Origin of the sequence: Bradyrhizobium sp. CCGB01, from assembly GCF_024199795.1 — a bacterium.
Taxonomy (GTDB): domain Bacteria; phylum Pseudomonadota; class Alphaproteobacteria; order Rhizobiales; family Xanthobacteraceae; genus Bradyrhizobium.
Window position 1 is genome coordinate 6,674,589 of the sequence record NZ_JANADK010000001.1, and the last position, 15,745, is coordinate 6,690,333.

Here is a 15,745-nt window from a genome sequence, read left to right on the forward strand (position 1 = left end):
CAGCGCCTAAAGGTCGTCGCCTTCAGGTCGGCGTAACGACGACAGCGCTCAGCAATACTGAAACAAAATCAGGGCATCCGCCCCTCTGCTGGAGTCGTGCAAATGTCTTCGGCAACAGAGCGATTTTGCGACGAACCCACGAACGGAAAAGCCAGATCTTGCGCGACTCTCAACGTGAAGAAACTAGGGACGAAGGTTCTATCAATTGAGGTAGGCTTCTCCGAAGCTCAGGCCCCTAAGACCGGCAGCCTTACAGGCGTCCTTCATGGCCTGGTCACAAATAACCCTCGTCTCCAGAAAGCGTGGCCGGAAAATATGAGCCGAACCGATGGCCGCCTCTCTGAAGACAAAACTGGAAATCGCCATGTTGTCGTACCGCCTGAAATCTGTCCCATCATCGAGGATTACGACGTTCGACTTTTCCTCGTCGATGACATCGAGCTGGCGCACGACATCGCAAAGCCAATAGACAGGCGCATCTCCACTCGGCGACCGTGTTTCGCACCTCAGGAACGCCACACCGCCTCTATCCACGGCCTCCAGAACACTCTTCATCCGATCAGACACGAGCCAAAAGTCGTCAAATAGCTCCCAATCGACCGGCGGCCGCCCGAGAGATTTGTCGATCAGCAGCCGTGGCGTTTCGGCGAGTGGAGGAAAGCTTCGCTTGCCTCGCGGTGAAAGCAGCACGCGGCCGGCGCCAAGGGCGTCAAAATTCTCCATTTGCCAGCCGGGATTCGTCCGAAATCTGAAATCCAGCCCCACACGATGGAGTTTCGGCGCGTTTGGTTTTCGCCTTTCATGACGGGTCGCAGCCATAAATTATCGCTCCTCCACATATCTCCGCTCATCACACCATCATGCCAAACCGTCGGTACAGAAAAACAAAGGCAATCGACCGAGCTAATTGGAGTCCGCTCAATCGCGCGCTGAGTCGTTTCGAAGCGGCCTTTTCTTCACCGATGACTGCGCCCCATTGAAACACCGTACCTGCAATGACGCCATGTAGAGAACCAATATCAACTGCCCAACAATAAAGCCCGCGGCGTTCCGCGGGCTTCATCCAAATTCATCTCGATGATGCCACTCTGCCAGTGTTTTGCCCGACGTGTCAAACGAACGATCCTGAACGGCACGCCCGCAACTCCCTCCGCGAATCATCACACTCTATTGTGCCGAACCATCGCTACAGAAAAGCACGGGCAAGCCGCCGAATTGATCGGAGTTCTTGTGACGAACCGTAAAGCGCTCGCGCGCGTCGCCACCAAACGTATTACCGTCTTTGACCACCGCCCCGTGTTCAACCAGATAGACGGCAAGACCGTCCACCTTGTTGATCATTGTTCCAAGGGGCAGCTTGTGGGTCTCGAACTGAATTTCACGTTCGGCAAACGCCGACAGCCCCATCGTCACCGCTCCGATGCCCGTCTCTGATCGGAACGGCAGGATGTCGACCCACAGCGAGCAGGGATAGTCGGGGTACGGCGCGAACGATCGGCTGGACATGTCCAGCCATAGATCGGCGGGTCGCGCAACCTTGCCGTTCCAGACCACGCCGCAGCATTGTGGCATGGTCGCAATCAACGCGCCGATGACGGCAGTCGTCAGACGCGCGGTGGGCAACGGTCGCTGGTTTTGGCCAAGCACCGAAACGATCAGATGCCCTTGGTGCTGCGCCGCAATCGCCTTGCCCTGCGGCCACAACGTGGACGCGCGCGACCACAGCCCTGGATCCTCTGGAATGGGCGCCGGCATCGACATCACCGCCACGAGTTCGTCGCCACAGCGAATGAGCGGCGAACCCCGGCGAGCGCTCCCCTCGCCGCCTCCTTCCACCTCCATCGGCAGCTCGGGATGTCGTGCGCGAATGGCCTCGGCAAGCGCGACCATATCCGGAGTTGCGGGAGTATCCAGCAGGACCAGGGCAAGAAAGGACTTACTCATCGGCCGCCTCACAGAAGGCTTGAGGCGCGACCTATGTTCTGCCGCGGCTCGCCCACAGATTGTATCGCGCCAAAATAGAACATAACAGGAACAACGTCAACTCCTGATTGCGCTGCACTTCGCTCTCTTGGTGTTCTGCACGATGGGCGAAAGTCCGGCTCCCCCGCCCTTCAAGCCGGCGTCGGCTCTGGACCGCTAGCATGGCTCCGTCGATGGCGAGGCGTTCGCCGACGACCGGCCGAGCGCCTTCAAACAATTCCTGCACCTCAACTTGTCGGATTGATCCCCGTTGCGCCCCCTCATCGCCAGCGTCGATCTCGGCAAAGAATGAGTAAGCGGCTCAAGGGACTAAAACCTCGCCTCGACGGACGCGCGAAATTTGCAGCGCAATGTATCAAATGATGCAGACTCCCGCCGAAGGCAGGCATACGGTTCCCTCGTCACCGCACGGCCCGTGGCATAGACCGGTGATGAGAACGCCAGTTGCGCTCCCGCCCCTGCGCTAACGAGGGAGCAGCGCCATGATGAAACGGCGTCGTTTCAGACAATCCAGAACGCTCAACGAACGGCCTGCGGACGAGGCCGCACGGCTTCGCAAGGAAGCGCGCGCGCTCAGGCCCGGGCACGACCGCGAGATGCTGCTGCGCCGGGCGCGGCAGGACGAGACCGCGATCCAGATCGAGGCCTGGCTGAAGTCGCCGGGCCTGAGGCCGCCGACATGACCCATCAATATCGCGCTTACCTCGTCGGGGAGAACGGGGTGTTTCGCTCCGCCGAAGCGTTCGAGGCCGCCTCCGACGAGTCCGCGCTTCGCATTGCGCAGCAGTTCACGCGGCACGGCAAGGTCGAGGTCTGGCAGCTCGGCCGAAAGATCGCGGTGCTCGAGCCCGAAGAGCCGGCGAGATTGCTGACGCCTCAATGACCTCTGCGCCGGCTCGCGCAGCGGCCCTCACTCCTCCGCAAGCTTGCGCTCGATATAGGCGTCCACCGTCTCGGCAAAGGAGCGCTGCACCCCGACCGCGGCACCGTGCTGGTCGAGCGCGTCGCGCTGGAGCACGCGCAGGCCGCGGCCGCGCAGGCTGGCCGGCGCCGTGTTGAGATATTGATCGATGGCGCCCTTGGCGATCGGGATCGCCCTCGGATCTCCCCTTGCGATCAACAGACGCAAGAGGCTCTGGCAATCGGCCAAACCGGGCATGGGTTCAGCCTTCAGCCCTGCCGCGATTTCGGCCTCGGCCGCTTGACCGGCTGGGTGTGGGTGCCGAACAGCGCCAGCAGCAACGCGACTTCTTCCTTCGAACCGATCTGGATCATGACTTGCTTCCCTTTCGCTCCGTTGGTCGGGACGAACGGGCGCGGCGTTCAGGACAATCGGGTTTCAGCAATGTTTCAGGCGTGTTTCGTCGGGATCGAAAACGCCAGCCCTCAATCGTGAAAACGGCCCCGGCGCGGGGACGGGGGGCTGGAGCGTCGGGGCCGTCATTCCAAGGCCGGCAATCGGCGGTAGGCCGGCCGCGAAACCAATTCGCGTTTGGAACAATAAGTTCCTAAAATTGAGCGGACGACTCCAAGAACTTTTCGCTCGCAGATTGCGCCGAACAAGTCAGTCATACTTTCGTTCCGAACAGGAACCGGCTCGATCCGATGCAGTTGAGGGGTATCTTCAACGCCCCCGGGAGTCCGCCATGACAGCGCGCCGTCTTAGAGTGAAGCAAACCCGCTCGCTCGAAGAACGAATGGCCGAGAACGCGGCCAGGCTCAGGGAGCGCGCCGATCAGTTGCCGGCGGGCACGGAGCGCGAAGCCCTTTTGAAAAGGGCCCGCCTCGCCGAGACCGGCGCGAAGCTCAGCGATTGGCTCATCACCCGCACAACAGCGCCGTGAGCGATTAGGAACGTTCTCGGCCGGAGCCAAGTTGGCGCCATGCTCGAGCAGCGGTGCCATCATGGCGAGATATTTTTTCGACATTCGAGACGACGGCGAAGTTTATCCGGACGAAGAAGGATTGGAGTTCGCAACGCAACGCGAGGCCGAGGTGGAGGCGGCGCAAACCTTGGCAGGCCTGGCGCATGACCTGGCCGTTCAGGACGAGCGGCCGGACGTGGCCGTCGAGGTTCGCACGGAGGAAGGGCGCGTCTTTCAGGCTGCGCTCATCTTCGAGTCCAATGCGAAGCGACATTGAGGCCGGTTCGATCAGAACAATGCCATGGCGAGCCGGTTATCCCGGCATGGTTCGCATCTGGTATTTCACCGCCTTCCTCGCCGTCACCGCAGCAATGTTCTGGCTGCTGGTCGGGTTCGACAAGTTTCTCGACGGGTAGGCAAAGCGAACAACCGGAGGACGCTTCGACAAGTTCGGCCATCGCGAAATGGCCTTTGCGATCCGCCGCGCCTCGATCGGAAAAATCAGGCGTTGCCGTCTTCGCGCGGGAACGGCTCATGCGTCTTGCGGCCGAGGAAGATATCAGGTTTCGGCAGCTTCAAGACCGCGAGGCCGAATTCATGCGCCGCAACACCACGCGCATAAACCTCCACGAAGCGACTTTGGCTTTCGAGAAATGCCTGGGGGTCGTATTCGGATACCATTGCCGCACTCCGATTGCCCACCGACCATAACCGAAAATCAAATCACGACAGTCCAAAAGGATACCTGGCTAGGCACACCGATGGCACGACTCTGTTACCAATATTGCCGGAACGCATGGACCAGGGGTCCATTAATCCACCGGATCGAACCAATTCAGGGATTGGTATCGTGGGCGTCGAGCGAAACCGGCCGCCGAGATACTGGCGGATGAGAGCGGAGGAGTTCCGAGCCAAGGCGGACAATGCCGAGCACCCGCCCGTCAAGGCATCGCTGCGCAAGGTCGCGGAGACTTACGAAGAGCTCGCCCGCCGTGCCGAGAAAATCCGCACCATCCGGGATGTGGACGGGACGTCCGAATAGGATCGCCGTCGCCACACCAGCTTCTTTGGACAATGCCGGGGTATCAGGATTTCACGTGGGTCCTCCGAGCCGCCTGCGAGCCTTCGCAGCATGGATCTCGGACAGCGCGATGATGATTGCGACAACGCCGCCGCCGCCAACCATCATGATCAACACCATTCCAAGCATTCGAATCGCCCGCGTGCCCCGCGAGGTTCCTAAGTACCAAAGTGAACCGTTCGTTCCAAAAACAAAACGAGCCATTGCAAGTTTCAAGTAGGTAGCGCGCAGCATCCAATAGGAGGCTAACCTTCACCTCAAGTTCATGATGCCTGCCCTAAACCTCCGGCCGACAACGGCACGTAGGTAGGAAGATGTCCTTTGACCCGATGGCCGCTGCGGTCGACTGGCTTGACGCCTACCGCGCCGGCAATATCGAAGCCATCCTGGGAATGTATGCCGACGACGCGATCGTCCATTGCGGCTGCGATGGCATGAAGACGATTTCGACCCCGCAGGGCCTGCGCGCCTATTGGGTCGACCGTCTCAAAAATCACCCCGCCTCCCGCCTGGACGATCTCCAGCCGTCCGGGGATGGAGCCGCCATTTCCTATATCTCACACGCCGGCGTCGTAAGCGCGACACTCACCTTCAATGCGTCCGGCAAGATCACCTCGCTGAGGTGCGGACCTTCCATCTAGCCGCGTTCATTTTCTCAGGTTGTCGCCCGCGATACCCCGACGGGTCAAACTTTAACCAAATGCGGCGAAGCGGATTGGGCGGAACGAAATCTCTTCGCGCCATGCTGGGACATGTCCCCTGCGAAGGACGCTCGGGCAAGCTGGAGAGACCGTCGATGTATTACGTCGCCGCCGCATTGCTGGTGCTGTCGGGACTGTTCTACTCCGCGGGCCATCACGAGCTCGGCCAGTTCGGCGCGAACATGTGCCGCTATGGCAGCACGTTCTGCGACAGCCCGGTGCTGGTCTTCACCGGCGGCGCGCTGGCCGCCGCCTGGGGCATGTTCGTCAGCGTCAAGTAGCGGCACCCGCTTCGGCGCGCCGGCTTTAAGTCTCGTCGTTCTTGTAGCGCTTGCGCACGATGCTTTCGGCAACACGACGTTCGGTCGGGCTGCGGTAGCGATTGCGCAGCACGCCGTAGATCAGCGCCACCAGCAGGACGAAGGCACCGACAAAGAACACTGCTTCCAGGCCCATGAGGCCCTCCTTCGAATTCTTCCGCTCAACGCGCTACCTCGCCAATTCCTTGCGGACGGCGGCGGCCGAATTGCCGACCTTGTCGACGGCCTTCTTCAGCTCCTCCTTCGATACGCCGAGCGCGTGCGTCCAGTACTTGACCTCGAAGGCCTCGTGCATGTTGATCTTGCTGCGGTCCGGTTGCTCGCGCTTCGTCAGGTTGTCCATGGCGTTTCCTCCCTCAGGCAGGAAAAACGCCATCGGGGACCGGCCGTTCCATACGGTGCGGCGAGGCTCACACGTTGAGCCACAGCATCGAAGCGAGCACCGCTGAAAACACAAACAGCCCGGCAATTGCGATTCTGAAAACCAGGTCGGCGGCCACGCGTGCCCCCTTTCGTGTTTGCAAATTCTTTGCCTGCACGGCGCGCGATCCCGGCCTTGGCTAGGCGGGGGACCGCACCGTGTGTTTGCTGCCGGGGGCGGGTGTGCAACGGCCCGTCGAGCGGCAGCGCAACGCGCGAATCAATCTATCGTTCCAAGCTTGCAGCGGGCGCTCCAGTTTGACGAATGTCAATCCGCACGAGAGCCGAGCGGAGTACTGCCTTGCACGACCCGACCGTGGACCATGACCTCGCTGCCCTGTCCGATGGCACGCTCGCCTTCATCGGCGACAAGGCGCTGAGAGGCGCGATGCACTGGTGACCGGTTGAACATGGGGCAAACGAAGAGCCCGCGACCGGCGACGGTGCGGGCTCTACGATTTCTGTGACGGTATAACTCTACAAGTGTTTTGCCCGACGCGTCAAAGCAACGGCGGAGCATTGGCGTCAGCAGGCGGCGGCGCTGGCCGACGATGGAACTTTGCTGGCCTTATCGCGCTTGAAGCACAATTCGCAATTCCGGAAGGTCAGCCCTGTCAAACCGATCGAAACACGCCGCCAGGCACGCCAACACCGAAGGCCCGACGACGTCCGGGCCGGCGCTGCTGAAGCGGCTCGGGCCCGGCCTCGTCACCGGCGCCGCCGACGACGATCCGTCGGGCATCGCCACCTATTCGCAGGCGGGTGCGCAATTCGGCTACGGGCTGCTCTGGACGGTGTTTCTGACCCTGCCGTTCATGATCGCGATTCAGCTCGTCAGTGGGCTGATCGGCCGGGTCACCGGCAAGGGTCTCGCCGCCAACGTCCTGCAGCTCGCGCCGCGCTGGATCGTGCTGGGGCTCGTGTCGCTGCTCGTCATCGCCAACACCATCAACATCGCCGCCGACATCGCCGCGATGGCGGAGGCGCTCTCGCTGGTCATCGGCGGGCTCAATCACGAGCACGCGCTGATCTTCGCAGCCGGCTCGACCCTGCTTCAGGTGTTCGTGCCCTATCGCCGCTATTCGCCGGTGCTCAAATTCCTGACGCTGGCGCTGTTCGCCTATGTCGCCACCGCCTTCACCGTGAGGATCCCCTGGAGCACCGCCCTGCTCGCCGCGGTGTGGCCGAAGGCGAATGTCAGCGCCGAGTATTTCCTGATGGTCGTCGCCGTGCTCGGCACCACCATCAGCCCCTATCTCTTCTTCTGGCAGGCCTCGCAGGAAGTCGAGGAGATGAACCAGGGCAAGCGCGACAAGCCGCTGCGCGACATGCCGAACGGCGGCGACCCCGAGATCGCGCGCATCCGCTTCGACACCATCGTCGGCATGCTGCTCTCCAACTGCATCGCCTTCTTCATCATCCTGACCACGGCGTCCGTGCTGAATGCCAATGGTGTCACCAAGATCAACTCGGCAACCCAGGCCGCCGAAGCGCTGCGTCCGCTCGCCGGCGACTTCACCTTCGCACTGTTCGCGATCGGCATCATCGGCACCGGCCTCCTGGCGATCCCGGTGCTGGCGGGCTCGGCGGCCTACGGCGTTGCGGAGATTTTCGGCTGGCGCGCCACGCTGGAGGCGAAGCCGGAGAAAGCGGTCGGCTTCTACACCATCATCGCGGCCGCAACCATCATCGGCTTCGGCCTCGGCTTCACCGGCATCGACTCGATCCACATGCTGGTATGGAGCGCGGTGCTCAACGGTATCGTCGCCGTGCCGATCATGGCCATGATGATGCTGATCGTATCGAGCCGTGCGATCATGGGCCGCTTCAAGGCCCGCCCATGGCTGGTCGCGCTGGGCTGGCTCGGCACCGCGATCATGGCGCTGGCCGTCCTCGCTCTGCTCGGCTCGTCATTGATCGGCTGACCAGGGCGTGCACTCATAAACGGCCGGATGGGAAGTCTGCTTCCGGGAGCATAGCAGACCAATTGTGCTCAACGAGAGTTCTTCGGATTTTGACCCCAAGCGGATTTCGTTAGCGCCTAGTAAACGACTTCACAACAAGAGTCGGTCTTCGATTTTGTCTCTATTGATTGGCACCGTGCAAATTAGGCGGGCATGGCTACCATGCACGCAAATTGGCAAAGACGCGTGAGAGTGACAGATGAAGGTTACGATCGCTATCGCAGCGTTCCTGCTCGTTGGCTCTGTCGCGCTTGGTTATGCCTACATTGGTGGCTATGCACCATTCACGTCTCAATTTGTGCAGACTTGCGAGAATGCAATCAAAGAGCGGCTGGCAGATCCTTTGTCTTATCGTCGGATCGGTGTGGACGACTCCAGAAGTACGATCACATGGGACGAGTTTTTCGCTGAGCCGGAGCGGTCCGTGCCTGAATCAACCAGAAAAGCTATGATCCAGGCTGCGCGAGGGCAGCCGGTTCAGTATGTGGCCCTCATCGACTACCAAGCTCAGGACGCCATCGGCGCCATCATTCGAGAAAGGGCCTCATGTACATTCAACTCGCTCACTGGGAGCGATGCGCCTACTCGTACGTACTGGGTTAAGATCGATGGCGAACGTAACTTGGAATGGGCCGTTAGGCAGCCCAATGCCGCAACTCTCCATCAGCGTTTGCTGAAAAATATGTAAGTGCAACTTCGAAAGGGTCGGCTGCTGGAGGGCGCCGAGATCTGCGACGCGATGACGAACGCCGCGCACACGGCCGGCACGCTGATGACCGCCTATTACGGCGTCACGGGATTGACGGTCGGAGACGTCTTCGGCCCCAGCCGCTCCGGCTCGACCGGCGATTTCGGCTCGGTGGGTAGCACCCTGGCGCCGGCAGCGTGGGCAGCCTCACCCGTGTTCGCATACATCGCGACATGTGCCGGCTGCGTCTTGGCGCGGTTCCATGGCCCATGATCGACGATCAACATCGCAGCAATCGTCAAGCCGGCCACGATCAGCGCGATCACGCCGGGGTGGCGAAGCGCCGAGGACATGGAGTTCGCGAAGCGATGAGTTGCCATCGAAAGACCCGTTATGTTTCCTCTCGCAGGTTAACTCAAACCCATCCTGCGAGTTCCGCCGTCGCTTTAAGCAAGTTCCGAGCCACTGCGCGAAACCGGATCGTGCCGATATGATCACTTCTTCACATCGGGGCGCGCGTCGCCGACGAATCTGTCGCGGTTCGGCATTTTGACGGCCGCAAGCGATTTGGCATCGAGTGTCGCATCGGCTCCCACCAGCCCGTTCAGGTTCAGGATATAGGCGGACACCGCATAGACGTCCTCGTCACTCAGCGACTGCGGCGCGTTCTGCGGCATGGCGCGGCGGATATAGTCGAACAGCGTGGGCGCATAAGGCCAATAGCTGCCGACGGTGCGGATCGGCCTCGCCGTCCCGATCGTGCCCTGCCCGCCGACGAGCCGGTCACCCAAGCCACCCTCGCCTTTGTCGCCATGGCAGGAGGCACATTGCTGCGCGAACACGTCGCGCCCATGGCTGACCGAGCCGCCTCCCTTCGGCAGATTGCTGCCGTCACGTCCGATATCGATATTCCAGCCCGCGATCTCCGCGGCCGTCGCCGGGCGACCGATGCCGTAGACGCTTTGCGCCTGCGCCTCGCTCGCGATGGCACCGAGCGCGATTGCAGCGGCAATGCCGCAAGTCTCACGCCAGCGCATTGGTCACCTCGCCGTCATCAGCGATGCGCCAGGGCCAGATCGCGTTGTTGTGGTAGAAATAGTTCTCGCCGCGCACTGCGAGCAGCTCGGCTAGCGTCGGCTGCACATAGCCGGTCTCGTCGACGGCACGGCTCTGGATCACGGCCGGCTTGCCGTCCCATTGCCAGGGCAGACGGAACCGCGTGAGGGCGCGCGTCAATACCGGCTCCTGCAATCGCGCATCCTGCCAGCTCTTGCCGTCATCGACCGACACCTCGACACGCTTGATCTTGCCGTGTCCGCTCCAGGCGATGCCGGTGATCTCGTGGAAGCCAGGCGCTCCCAGGCGCTGACCGCCCGAGGGGCGCGTAATGATCGACTTGGCTTCCATGTAGAAGGAAAACTCGCGCGCCGTGCCGTCAGGCAGGAGATCGGTGTATTTCGAGGTCTCTTCGCGCGAATAGGTGGGCTCCGCGGTCACATGCAGGCGGCGCAGCCACTTCACGCTCATATTGCCTTCGAAGCCCGGCAGGAACAGCCGCAACGGATAGCCCTGCTGCGGACGCAGCCGCTCACCGTTCTGGCTGTAGACCAGAAGGGCGTCCTCGAGGCATTTCTCGATCGGAATGCTGCGTGTCAGCGCAGCGGCGTCAGCGCCTTCGGCGACGACCCACTTGGCGCCCGGTTTCAATCCGGCCTCCTGGAGCACCAGCTTCAGGCTCACCCCGGTCCATTCGGCGCAACTCACCAGACCCACGAGGTCCGATGCCGTCTTGCCATAGGGCTTGGTGTAACCGGGATTGCCGGAGCATTCGAGGAAGTGGATGTGCGACTCCGACGGGAAACGCCGGAGATCGTCCATCGTGAACATCAGGGGACGCCCGACCAGCCCGTGCAGCATCAAGCGATGTTGCGCCGGATCGATGGTCGGAACACCGCCATGATGCCGCTCGTAGAACAATCCGTTCGGCGTGATGATGCCGTCGAGCTCCTGTAACGGCGTCCGGCTGGAGGCCGATATGTACTGCTTCAGGGTCTTCGAGATGTTCTTGACGACGCCCTTCTCGAACGGGGACGGCGCGCCATAGGGCTCGGCTCCCATCGGCTCGCCCGGCGCCTTCATCCATTCTGGAATGCCGGGCGGAAGGTTGTCCGTCTCAGCCGCGGCCGCCGCGCCAGCCCCCAGAGCGGCACTGCCCGCCACCGCAGTGCCGCCTTGCAGGAAGCGACGGCGTGTTGTCTGCGCGGATTTTCCGGCGGCGTCGATCGTGCTGCTCATTGCGGATCCTCGGCTGAAGCTCGACCCGCATCAAACCTTCCGCGAAGTGCAATTGCAATTCGCTCGTATTTCAAAAACAGGCGATTTCGATCATGACTGATCCAAATCCGCCGGTCGCGTCAGCAGTTCCATTCTTCGCAACGCACAAACATCTCTCGCGTTACTCGCCCGGAGCGATCGCGTTGCTCGGCGTCGGCCGATCGGTGATCTGCTGTCCGAACAGGCTGCCGATCAACTCCACCGCCGTGCGCGCGGTGCGACCGCGCTCGTCCAGGAACGGATTGAGCTCGACGATGTCGACCGATCCCACCAAGCCGGAATCGTGCAGCAGCTCCATGATGAGATGCGCCTCGCGATAGGTCGCTCCGCCCGGTACCGTGGTGCCGACTCCCGGAGCCACACTGGGATCGAGGAAATCAACATCGAAGCTGACATGGAGCACGCCATTGCTCGCCTTGACACGCTCGATGACACGCCGGATCAGCACAGCGACGCCGAACTCGTCGATCTGGCGCATGTCGACAACCCTGATCCGGCGTGTGCGCATCAACTCCTTTTCGAGCTTGTCGACCGAACGCGCACCGAACAGGTCCAGCCTATCAGGATCGATCGAAGTGCGCGGATCATCGCCGAGCAATCCGTCGAGGCCGGGCTCGCCGCACAAGAACGCCGCCGACATGCCATGCATGTTGGCGGTGATCGTCGTCTCGGGCGTATTGTAATCGGCATGGGCGTCGAGCCAGAGCACGAACAGCTCGCGTCCGCGCTCCTGCCAGTGGCGCGCCATGGCATTCACCGAGCCCATCGACAATGTGTGATCGCCGCCGAGGAAGATCGGTAGCGCGCCGGTTTGCGCGATCTCATATCCCTTGCGGCTCAGCAAGCGGGTCCAGCGCTGGATTTCGCGGTAGTGATTGGCTTTTCCCGGCGGCCTGTCAGCGAGGTCGCTGACCTCCGCCACCGAGAGATCGCCGCAATCGACAACCTCGAAATCAAGGCCTTCGAGCAGTGCCGCAAGGCCGGCGGTGCGCAGCGCCGCAGGGCCCATCAAGGTGCCGCGCTGCGAAGCCCCCATGTCGATGGGCGCGCCGAGCAAGGCGATGCGCCGGGCTCGATCCGTCATGATCCGATCGGTCACGGCAGTCTCCTGAGATCAGCAAGGCTCCGCCAGCCTAACAGAGATTCGCACCCGTCGTTGCCCGGGGATGACGAAAGGGCCCGCGCGCCCTGGAACAAATTCCCGCACGCCGCATTTCCTCCGCAAGGCCGGCACCCGCCGTTTACAGACGGCGCCTGTCGCGGATAGCCAAAGGTCGTTCGACCCGCTGTTCAAAACGAGCGCTCGCGCGGATAGCCAAAGGTGCCGGCCTCCATCTCTTTTCCAACTCTGGAGTCGCGAGCTTGAGCACGGAAATACCGCAGCCCAATCCCCAGCCCGGGGTTGCCGAGCGTGCCATCGACGCAGCGACCGACGTGTCCCGCACCATCGGCGAGGTCGCAGGCGGCCTGCATGCCGCGGTCGATCGCCTCACTGCCGCAATCGACGAAGCACGAAAACCCGGCCGGCCGCTCGCGACAGTCGCGGCAATCACGCGCGAAGCGCCCCTGGCCAGCCTGTTCGTCGCCTTCCTCTTCGGCGTGGCGGTCGCACGCCGGCGCTAGCGATCGGAGTTGAAGCGATTCAGGCTGCGCTGACCGCTTCGAGTTCAGCGGCCAGGAATTGCCTCTCGAACGCCGCGGCAGGCATCGGGCGGCCGAAGAAATATCCCTGCCCTTCCTCGCATCCCATGCTGACCAGGAAGTCGGCCGTGGCACGGTTCTCGATGCCTTCGGCCACGACAGTGAGCCCGAGTTGCTTGCTGAGACCGATGGTCGAGCCGACGATCGCGGCGTCATCGGAATCGGTGAGCACGTCAAGCACGAACGACCGGTCGATCTTGAGCCCGTCGAGCGGAAACTTCTTCAGGTAGCTCAAGCTCGCATAACCCGTGCCGAAATCGTCGAACAGAACGCGGACGCCGAGCTGCTGGATCCGCTTGAACATGTCGAGCACGCGGCTTTCGTCATGGAGCAGGATATCCTCCGTGACCTCGATCTCGAGCAGCGACGGCGTGAGCCCCGTCACCTCGAGCAGCGCCGCAACGGCAGGCGCGAGGTCGCCGGAATCCAGCTGCGACGGCGAGAGGTTGATCGCGACGCGCACGTTGTTGCCGGACAATTCCCAGGCTCGGGCCTGCCGACAGGCGGTCTCCATCACCCAATTCGCGATCCGCTCGGACAGGGCCGAGGTGTTGACCACCGGCATGAATTCCCCGGGCGAGACATAGCCGCGCACGGGATGCCGCCAGCGAATGAGCGCTTCGGCCCCGAGCAGGCTGCCGTCGACCAGCCGAACCTGTGGCTGGTAAAACAGTTCGAACTCGCCGTGATCCGCGGCAAGCGCCAGTTCGCTCTCGAGCGTCAGCCGGTTCTCCAGCTCCTGCCTGATCGCACTCTCGAAGATCACATGGCTGCCGCGCCGCGTCATCTTTGCCTTGCTCAGCGCCAGATGACCATTGCTGAGAAGATCGTCAGCGTTGTGCCCGCCTTCCGGATAGACGGCGACGCCGATGCTGCCCCTAACGCGATGTTGGCGCGCGCCCGTTATGAGCGGCTCCTCGAACGCGCGCGCAATCCGATCCGCAAACTCCACAATCGGCTCGCCGGCCTCTGTACAATCAAGCACGATGGCGAACTCGTCGCCGCTGAGCCGGGCGACGACTGCCTTACCATCGACCTTGGACTGGAGGCGCTCCGCGACGGCCCGCAGCACGAGGTCGCCGGCCGCATGTCCAAGCATGTCGTTGATCTGCTGGAAGCCGTCGAGCCCGAGCACGAGCAGCGCGACGTCGGACGACCGCCGCTCCGCAGCAACGATCAGATTGGTTAGGCTCGTATGCAGCATGTTGCGGTTGGCAAGACCTGTCAGCGCGTCATGTTCGGCGAGATACCTGACGCGTTCGGCCTCGCGCTTGCGGACCGAGATGTCGCGCAGGATCGCTCCGTACTGGAAGCCATCCGTGCCCTGCCAGCCCGAGAAGCTCGCTTCGACCGGGAACGTCTCGCCGTTCTTCCGCCGCCCTTCGAACTCGACGACGACGGCGCCGCCGGGCACCAACAGCGCCTGGCGCGCAGCATCGCGCATGGCAAACACCTTTGCGCCACCGTCGGCGGGCTGCGCGCAGAGCGTTTCGAACGGACGTCCGATCATTTCAGTCGGCATGTAGCCGAAGATCGCGCTGGCGCCCGGATTCCACACCGTGATCCGGTGATCCTCGTCGGTACAGATCAGACCGTCGCCGAGCGACATCGCGATACGGTGAAAGCGGCTCTCGGCAATGCGTCCCAGGAGACTACGGAAATCGATTTCGTCGAGTGCGATCGCCGTCAGATAGGCAATGATTGCAATGTGAAACAGCGACGTGTCGATGATGAGCGGCCAGCTTGCCTGCACAAGGGCAGCAGCAAGTTCCACGCCCACTCCTGCGGCGACCAGGATCGTGACACGGATACCCGGTGCCAAACGGCGCCACGAATACATCATCAACAGGCAGATCAGGCCCAACCCAATGATCATGCCGACATCGGACGTCCAGCGCAGCATCCGGTTCTGGAGGATCGATTCCGCCGCGAGCGCCTGGAGAACGGGCCCAGAGATGATCTTGCCGTTTGGAACACTGAACCGGTCGCCCAGTTCGAGCGCGGTAGCACCGACGATGATCTTCTTGTCTTTCAGCTTGTCCACGGTCGCGGTATCGCCGCGCAGCACGTCGAAATAGGAGACGCTTGGGATGGAGGCTGCACGAATGCCGAAATCGATCAGGAAGGGTGGCCGCCGATTGGCGTCCTGCCCGGCCAACACGACGGCCATCGACGGCATCACGGCATCGCCGAGCTTCTCTCCGACCGGATAGCGGCGAACGAGCCCGTCGGATTCGATCGCAACATTGACGACGGCCGGCCACGACTGGTTGCTGAACGGCTTCAGCGGACGATTGATGTGAGCTGCGCCACCATTCGGCGTCGGCTGCTTGAAGGAGGGCAGGATCGTCGATCCGCCGACCTCGCGCAGCGCCGTGACGAAGGCCTCGTCGGAGGCCGGGTCCGATGGTGTGCTGAAATCGACGTCGAAGGCAATGTCCCGCGCGCCCGCGGCCTCGAGCCTGTGCAACAGCTCCGCGTGGAGCCGGCGCGGCCAGGGCCACACCCCGATCTGGTCGATCGAGGGCGCGTCGATGGCCACCACAACGACATTGCCGCTGGCGGTACGCGATTGCCAGGCGAACCGCAGATCGGTCAGCGCGTTGCGAAGCGCGCCGTGCCACCCCGTGGATAGCACCACCGCAAGCGCGATCATGACAAGAATATGCGGCCGATTTCGCTTCACTT

General features: G+C 62.3%; 23 protein-coding genes. 11 read left to right on the forward strand and 12 right to left on the reverse strand.

Annotated elements, in window-relative coordinates:
* Window positions 1-201: 201 nt before the first annotated feature.
* From NLM25_RS31190 to NLM25_RS31200, 3 genes are all read right to left on the reverse strand, one after another.
* The gene (locus tag NLM25_RS31190; protein WP_254139557.1) at window positions 202-819 is read right to left on the reverse strand and encodes an imm11 family protein; all 618 of its coding nucleotides are present in this window, start codon (window positions 817-819) and stop codon (window positions 202-204) included.
* Window positions 820-850: 31 nt separating this feature from the next.
* On the reverse strand, window positions 851-1,063 hold the full coding sequence (locus tag NLM25_RS31195; RefSeq protein ID WP_254139558.1) for a hypothetical protein: 213 nt from the start codon (window positions 1,061-1,063) through the stop codon (window positions 851-853).
* A 104-nt stretch (window positions 1,064-1,167) separates the two neighbouring features.
* Complete coding sequence (locus NLM25_RS31200) at window positions 1,168-1,944, reverse strand: DUF4261 domain-containing protein (RefSeq protein WP_254139559.1); 777 nt, start codon at window positions 1,942-1,944, stop codon at window positions 1,168-1,170.
* A 521-nt stretch (window positions 1,945-2,465) separates the two neighbouring features.
* On the opposite strand from NLM25_RS31200, the gene NLM25_RS31205 reads away from it, so the two are divergent.
* Together NLM25_RS31205 and NLM25_RS31210 are read left to right on the forward strand one after the other, a co-directional pair.
* The gene (locus NLM25_RS31205; RefSeq protein ID WP_254139560.1) at window positions 2,466-2,666 is read left to right on the forward strand and encodes a hypothetical protein; all 201 of its coding nucleotides are present in this window, start codon (window positions 2,466-2,468) and stop codon (window positions 2,664-2,666) included.
* Window positions 2,663-2,866: a hypothetical protein gene (locus NLM25_RS31210; RefSeq protein ID WP_254139561.1), complete on the forward strand. Its 204-nt coding sequence runs from the start codon at window positions 2,663-2,665 to the stop codon at window positions 2,864-2,866. The genes NLM25_RS31205 and NLM25_RS31210 overlap by 4 nt, the downstream gene beginning before the upstream one ends.
* 27 nt (window positions 2,867-2,893) lie before the next feature.
* On the opposite strand, the gene NLM25_RS31215 is transcribed toward NLM25_RS31210, so the two are convergent.
* On the reverse strand, window positions 2,894-3,142 hold the full coding sequence (locus tag NLM25_RS31215; protein ID WP_254139562.1) for a hypothetical protein: 249 nt from the start codon (window positions 3,140-3,142) through the stop codon (window positions 2,894-2,896).
* 487 nt (window positions 3,143-3,629) lie between these two features.
* On the opposite strand from NLM25_RS31215, the gene NLM25_RS31220 reads away from it, so the two are divergent.
* Both NLM25_RS31220 and NLM25_RS31225 read left to right on the forward strand, forming a co-directional pair.
* Window positions 3,630-3,827, forward strand: a complete 198-nt coding sequence (locus NLM25_RS31220; RefSeq protein WP_254139563.1) for a hypothetical protein — start codon at window positions 3,630-3,632, stop codon at window positions 3,825-3,827.
* Between the two features lie 61 nt (window positions 3,828-3,888).
* Complete coding sequence (locus NLM25_RS31225; protein ID WP_254141300.1) at window positions 3,889-4,125, forward strand: DUF6894 family protein; 237 nt, start codon at window positions 3,889-3,891, stop codon at window positions 4,123-4,125.
* 224 nt (window positions 4,126-4,349) lie between these two features.
* Here the strand turns inward: NLM25_RS31225 and NLM25_RS31230 are convergent, their stop codons facing one another.
* Window positions 4,350-4,529: a hypothetical protein gene (locus NLM25_RS31230; protein WP_254139564.1), complete on the reverse strand. Its 180-nt coding sequence runs from the start codon at window positions 4,527-4,529 to the stop codon at window positions 4,350-4,352.
* Between the two features lie 208 nt (window positions 4,530-4,737).
* On the opposite strand from NLM25_RS31230, the gene NLM25_RS31235 reads away from it, so the two are divergent.
* From NLM25_RS31235 to NLM25_RS31250, 4 genes are all read left to right on the forward strand, one after another.
* Window positions 4,738-4,890 (forward strand): hypothetical protein, encoded by a 153-nt coding sequence (locus tag NLM25_RS31235; RefSeq protein ID WP_254139565.1) that lies wholly within the window; start codon window positions 4,738-4,740, stop codon window positions 4,888-4,890.
* 109 nt (window positions 4,891-4,999) lie between these two features.
* Entirely contained in the window at window positions 5,000-5,149 is a 150-nt protein-coding gene (locus tag NLM25_RS31240) for a hypothetical protein (protein WP_254139566.1), read from the forward strand.
* A 94-nt stretch (window positions 5,150-5,243) separates the two neighbouring features.
* Window positions 5,244-5,570 (forward strand): nuclear transport factor 2 family protein, encoded by a 327-nt coding sequence (locus NLM25_RS31245; protein WP_254139567.1) that lies wholly within the window; start codon window positions 5,244-5,246, stop codon window positions 5,568-5,570.
* 155 nt (window positions 5,571-5,725) lie between these two features.
* Window positions 5,726-5,911 (forward strand): hypothetical protein, encoded by a 186-nt coding sequence (locus tag NLM25_RS31250; RefSeq protein ID WP_254124504.1) that lies wholly within the window; start codon window positions 5,726-5,728, stop codon window positions 5,909-5,911.
* 25 nt (window positions 5,912-5,936) lie between these two features.
* Here NLM25_RS31250 and NLM25_RS31255 read toward each other — a convergent pair whose 3' ends face one another.
* Window positions 5,937-6,086, reverse strand: a complete 150-nt coding sequence (locus tag NLM25_RS31255; RefSeq protein ID WP_254121530.1) for a hypothetical protein — start codon at window positions 6,084-6,086, stop codon at window positions 5,937-5,939.
* 33 nt (window positions 6,087-6,119) lie between these two features.
* Window positions 6,120-6,293: a DUF3606 domain-containing protein gene (locus NLM25_RS31260; protein WP_254121531.1), complete on the reverse strand. Its 174-nt coding sequence runs from the start codon at window positions 6,291-6,293 to the stop codon at window positions 6,120-6,122.
* Window positions 6,294-7,050: 757 nt separating this feature from the next.
* Between NLM25_RS31260 and NLM25_RS31265 the strand changes: the two genes are divergently transcribed.
* Window positions 7,051-8,295 carry an NRAMP family divalent metal transporter gene (locus NLM25_RS31265; RefSeq protein ID WP_254141301.1) on the forward strand — a complete coding sequence of 415 codons (1,245 nt, stop codon included), beginning with the start codon at window positions 7,051-7,053 and terminating at the stop codon, window positions 8,293-8,295.
* Between the two features lie 238 nt (window positions 8,296-8,533).
* A complete protein-coding gene (locus NLM25_RS31270; protein ID WP_254139568.1) occupies window positions 8,534-9,022 on the forward strand; it encodes a hypothetical protein in 489 nt (162 codons plus the stop codon).
* Between the two features lie 95 nt (window positions 9,023-9,117).
* Here NLM25_RS31270 and NLM25_RS31275 read toward each other — a convergent pair whose 3' ends face one another.
* From NLM25_RS31275 to rocF, 4 genes are all read right to left on the reverse strand, one after another.
* Window positions 9,118-9,402, reverse strand: a complete 285-nt coding sequence (locus NLM25_RS31275; RefSeq protein WP_254139569.1) for a hypothetical protein — start codon at window positions 9,400-9,402, stop codon at window positions 9,118-9,120.
* A gap of 114 nt (window positions 9,403-9,516) precedes the next feature.
* Window positions 9,517-10,059, reverse strand: a complete 543-nt coding sequence (locus NLM25_RS31280; protein WP_254139570.1) for a c-type cytochrome — start codon at window positions 10,057-10,059, stop codon at window positions 9,517-9,519.
* A complete protein-coding gene (soxC, locus tag NLM25_RS31285; RefSeq protein ID WP_254139571.1) occupies window positions 10,046-11,317 on the reverse strand; it encodes a sulfite dehydrogenase in 1,272 nt (423 codons plus the stop codon). Before soxC ends, NLM25_RS31280 begins: the two co-directional genes overlap by 14 nt.
* 160 nt (window positions 11,318-11,477) lie before the next feature.
* Window positions 11,478-12,455: an arginase gene (gene rocF / locus NLM25_RS31290; RefSeq protein WP_254139572.1), complete on the reverse strand. Its 978-nt coding sequence runs from the start codon at window positions 12,453-12,455 to the stop codon at window positions 11,478-11,480.
* Between the two features lie 263 nt (window positions 12,456-12,718).
* On the opposite strand from rocF, the gene NLM25_RS31295 reads away from it, so the two are divergent.
* Window positions 12,719-12,979: a hypothetical protein gene (locus tag NLM25_RS31295; protein ID WP_254139573.1), complete on the forward strand. Its 261-nt coding sequence runs from the start codon at window positions 12,719-12,721 to the stop codon at window positions 12,977-12,979.
* Between the two features lie 19 nt (window positions 12,980-12,998).
* Here the strand turns inward: NLM25_RS31295 and NLM25_RS31300 are convergent, their stop codons facing one another.
* Entirely contained in the window at window positions 12,999-15,743 is a 2,745-nt protein-coding gene (locus NLM25_RS31300; RefSeq protein WP_254139574.1) for an EAL domain-containing protein, read from the reverse strand.
* Window positions 15,744-15,745 lie beyond the last annotated feature (2 nt).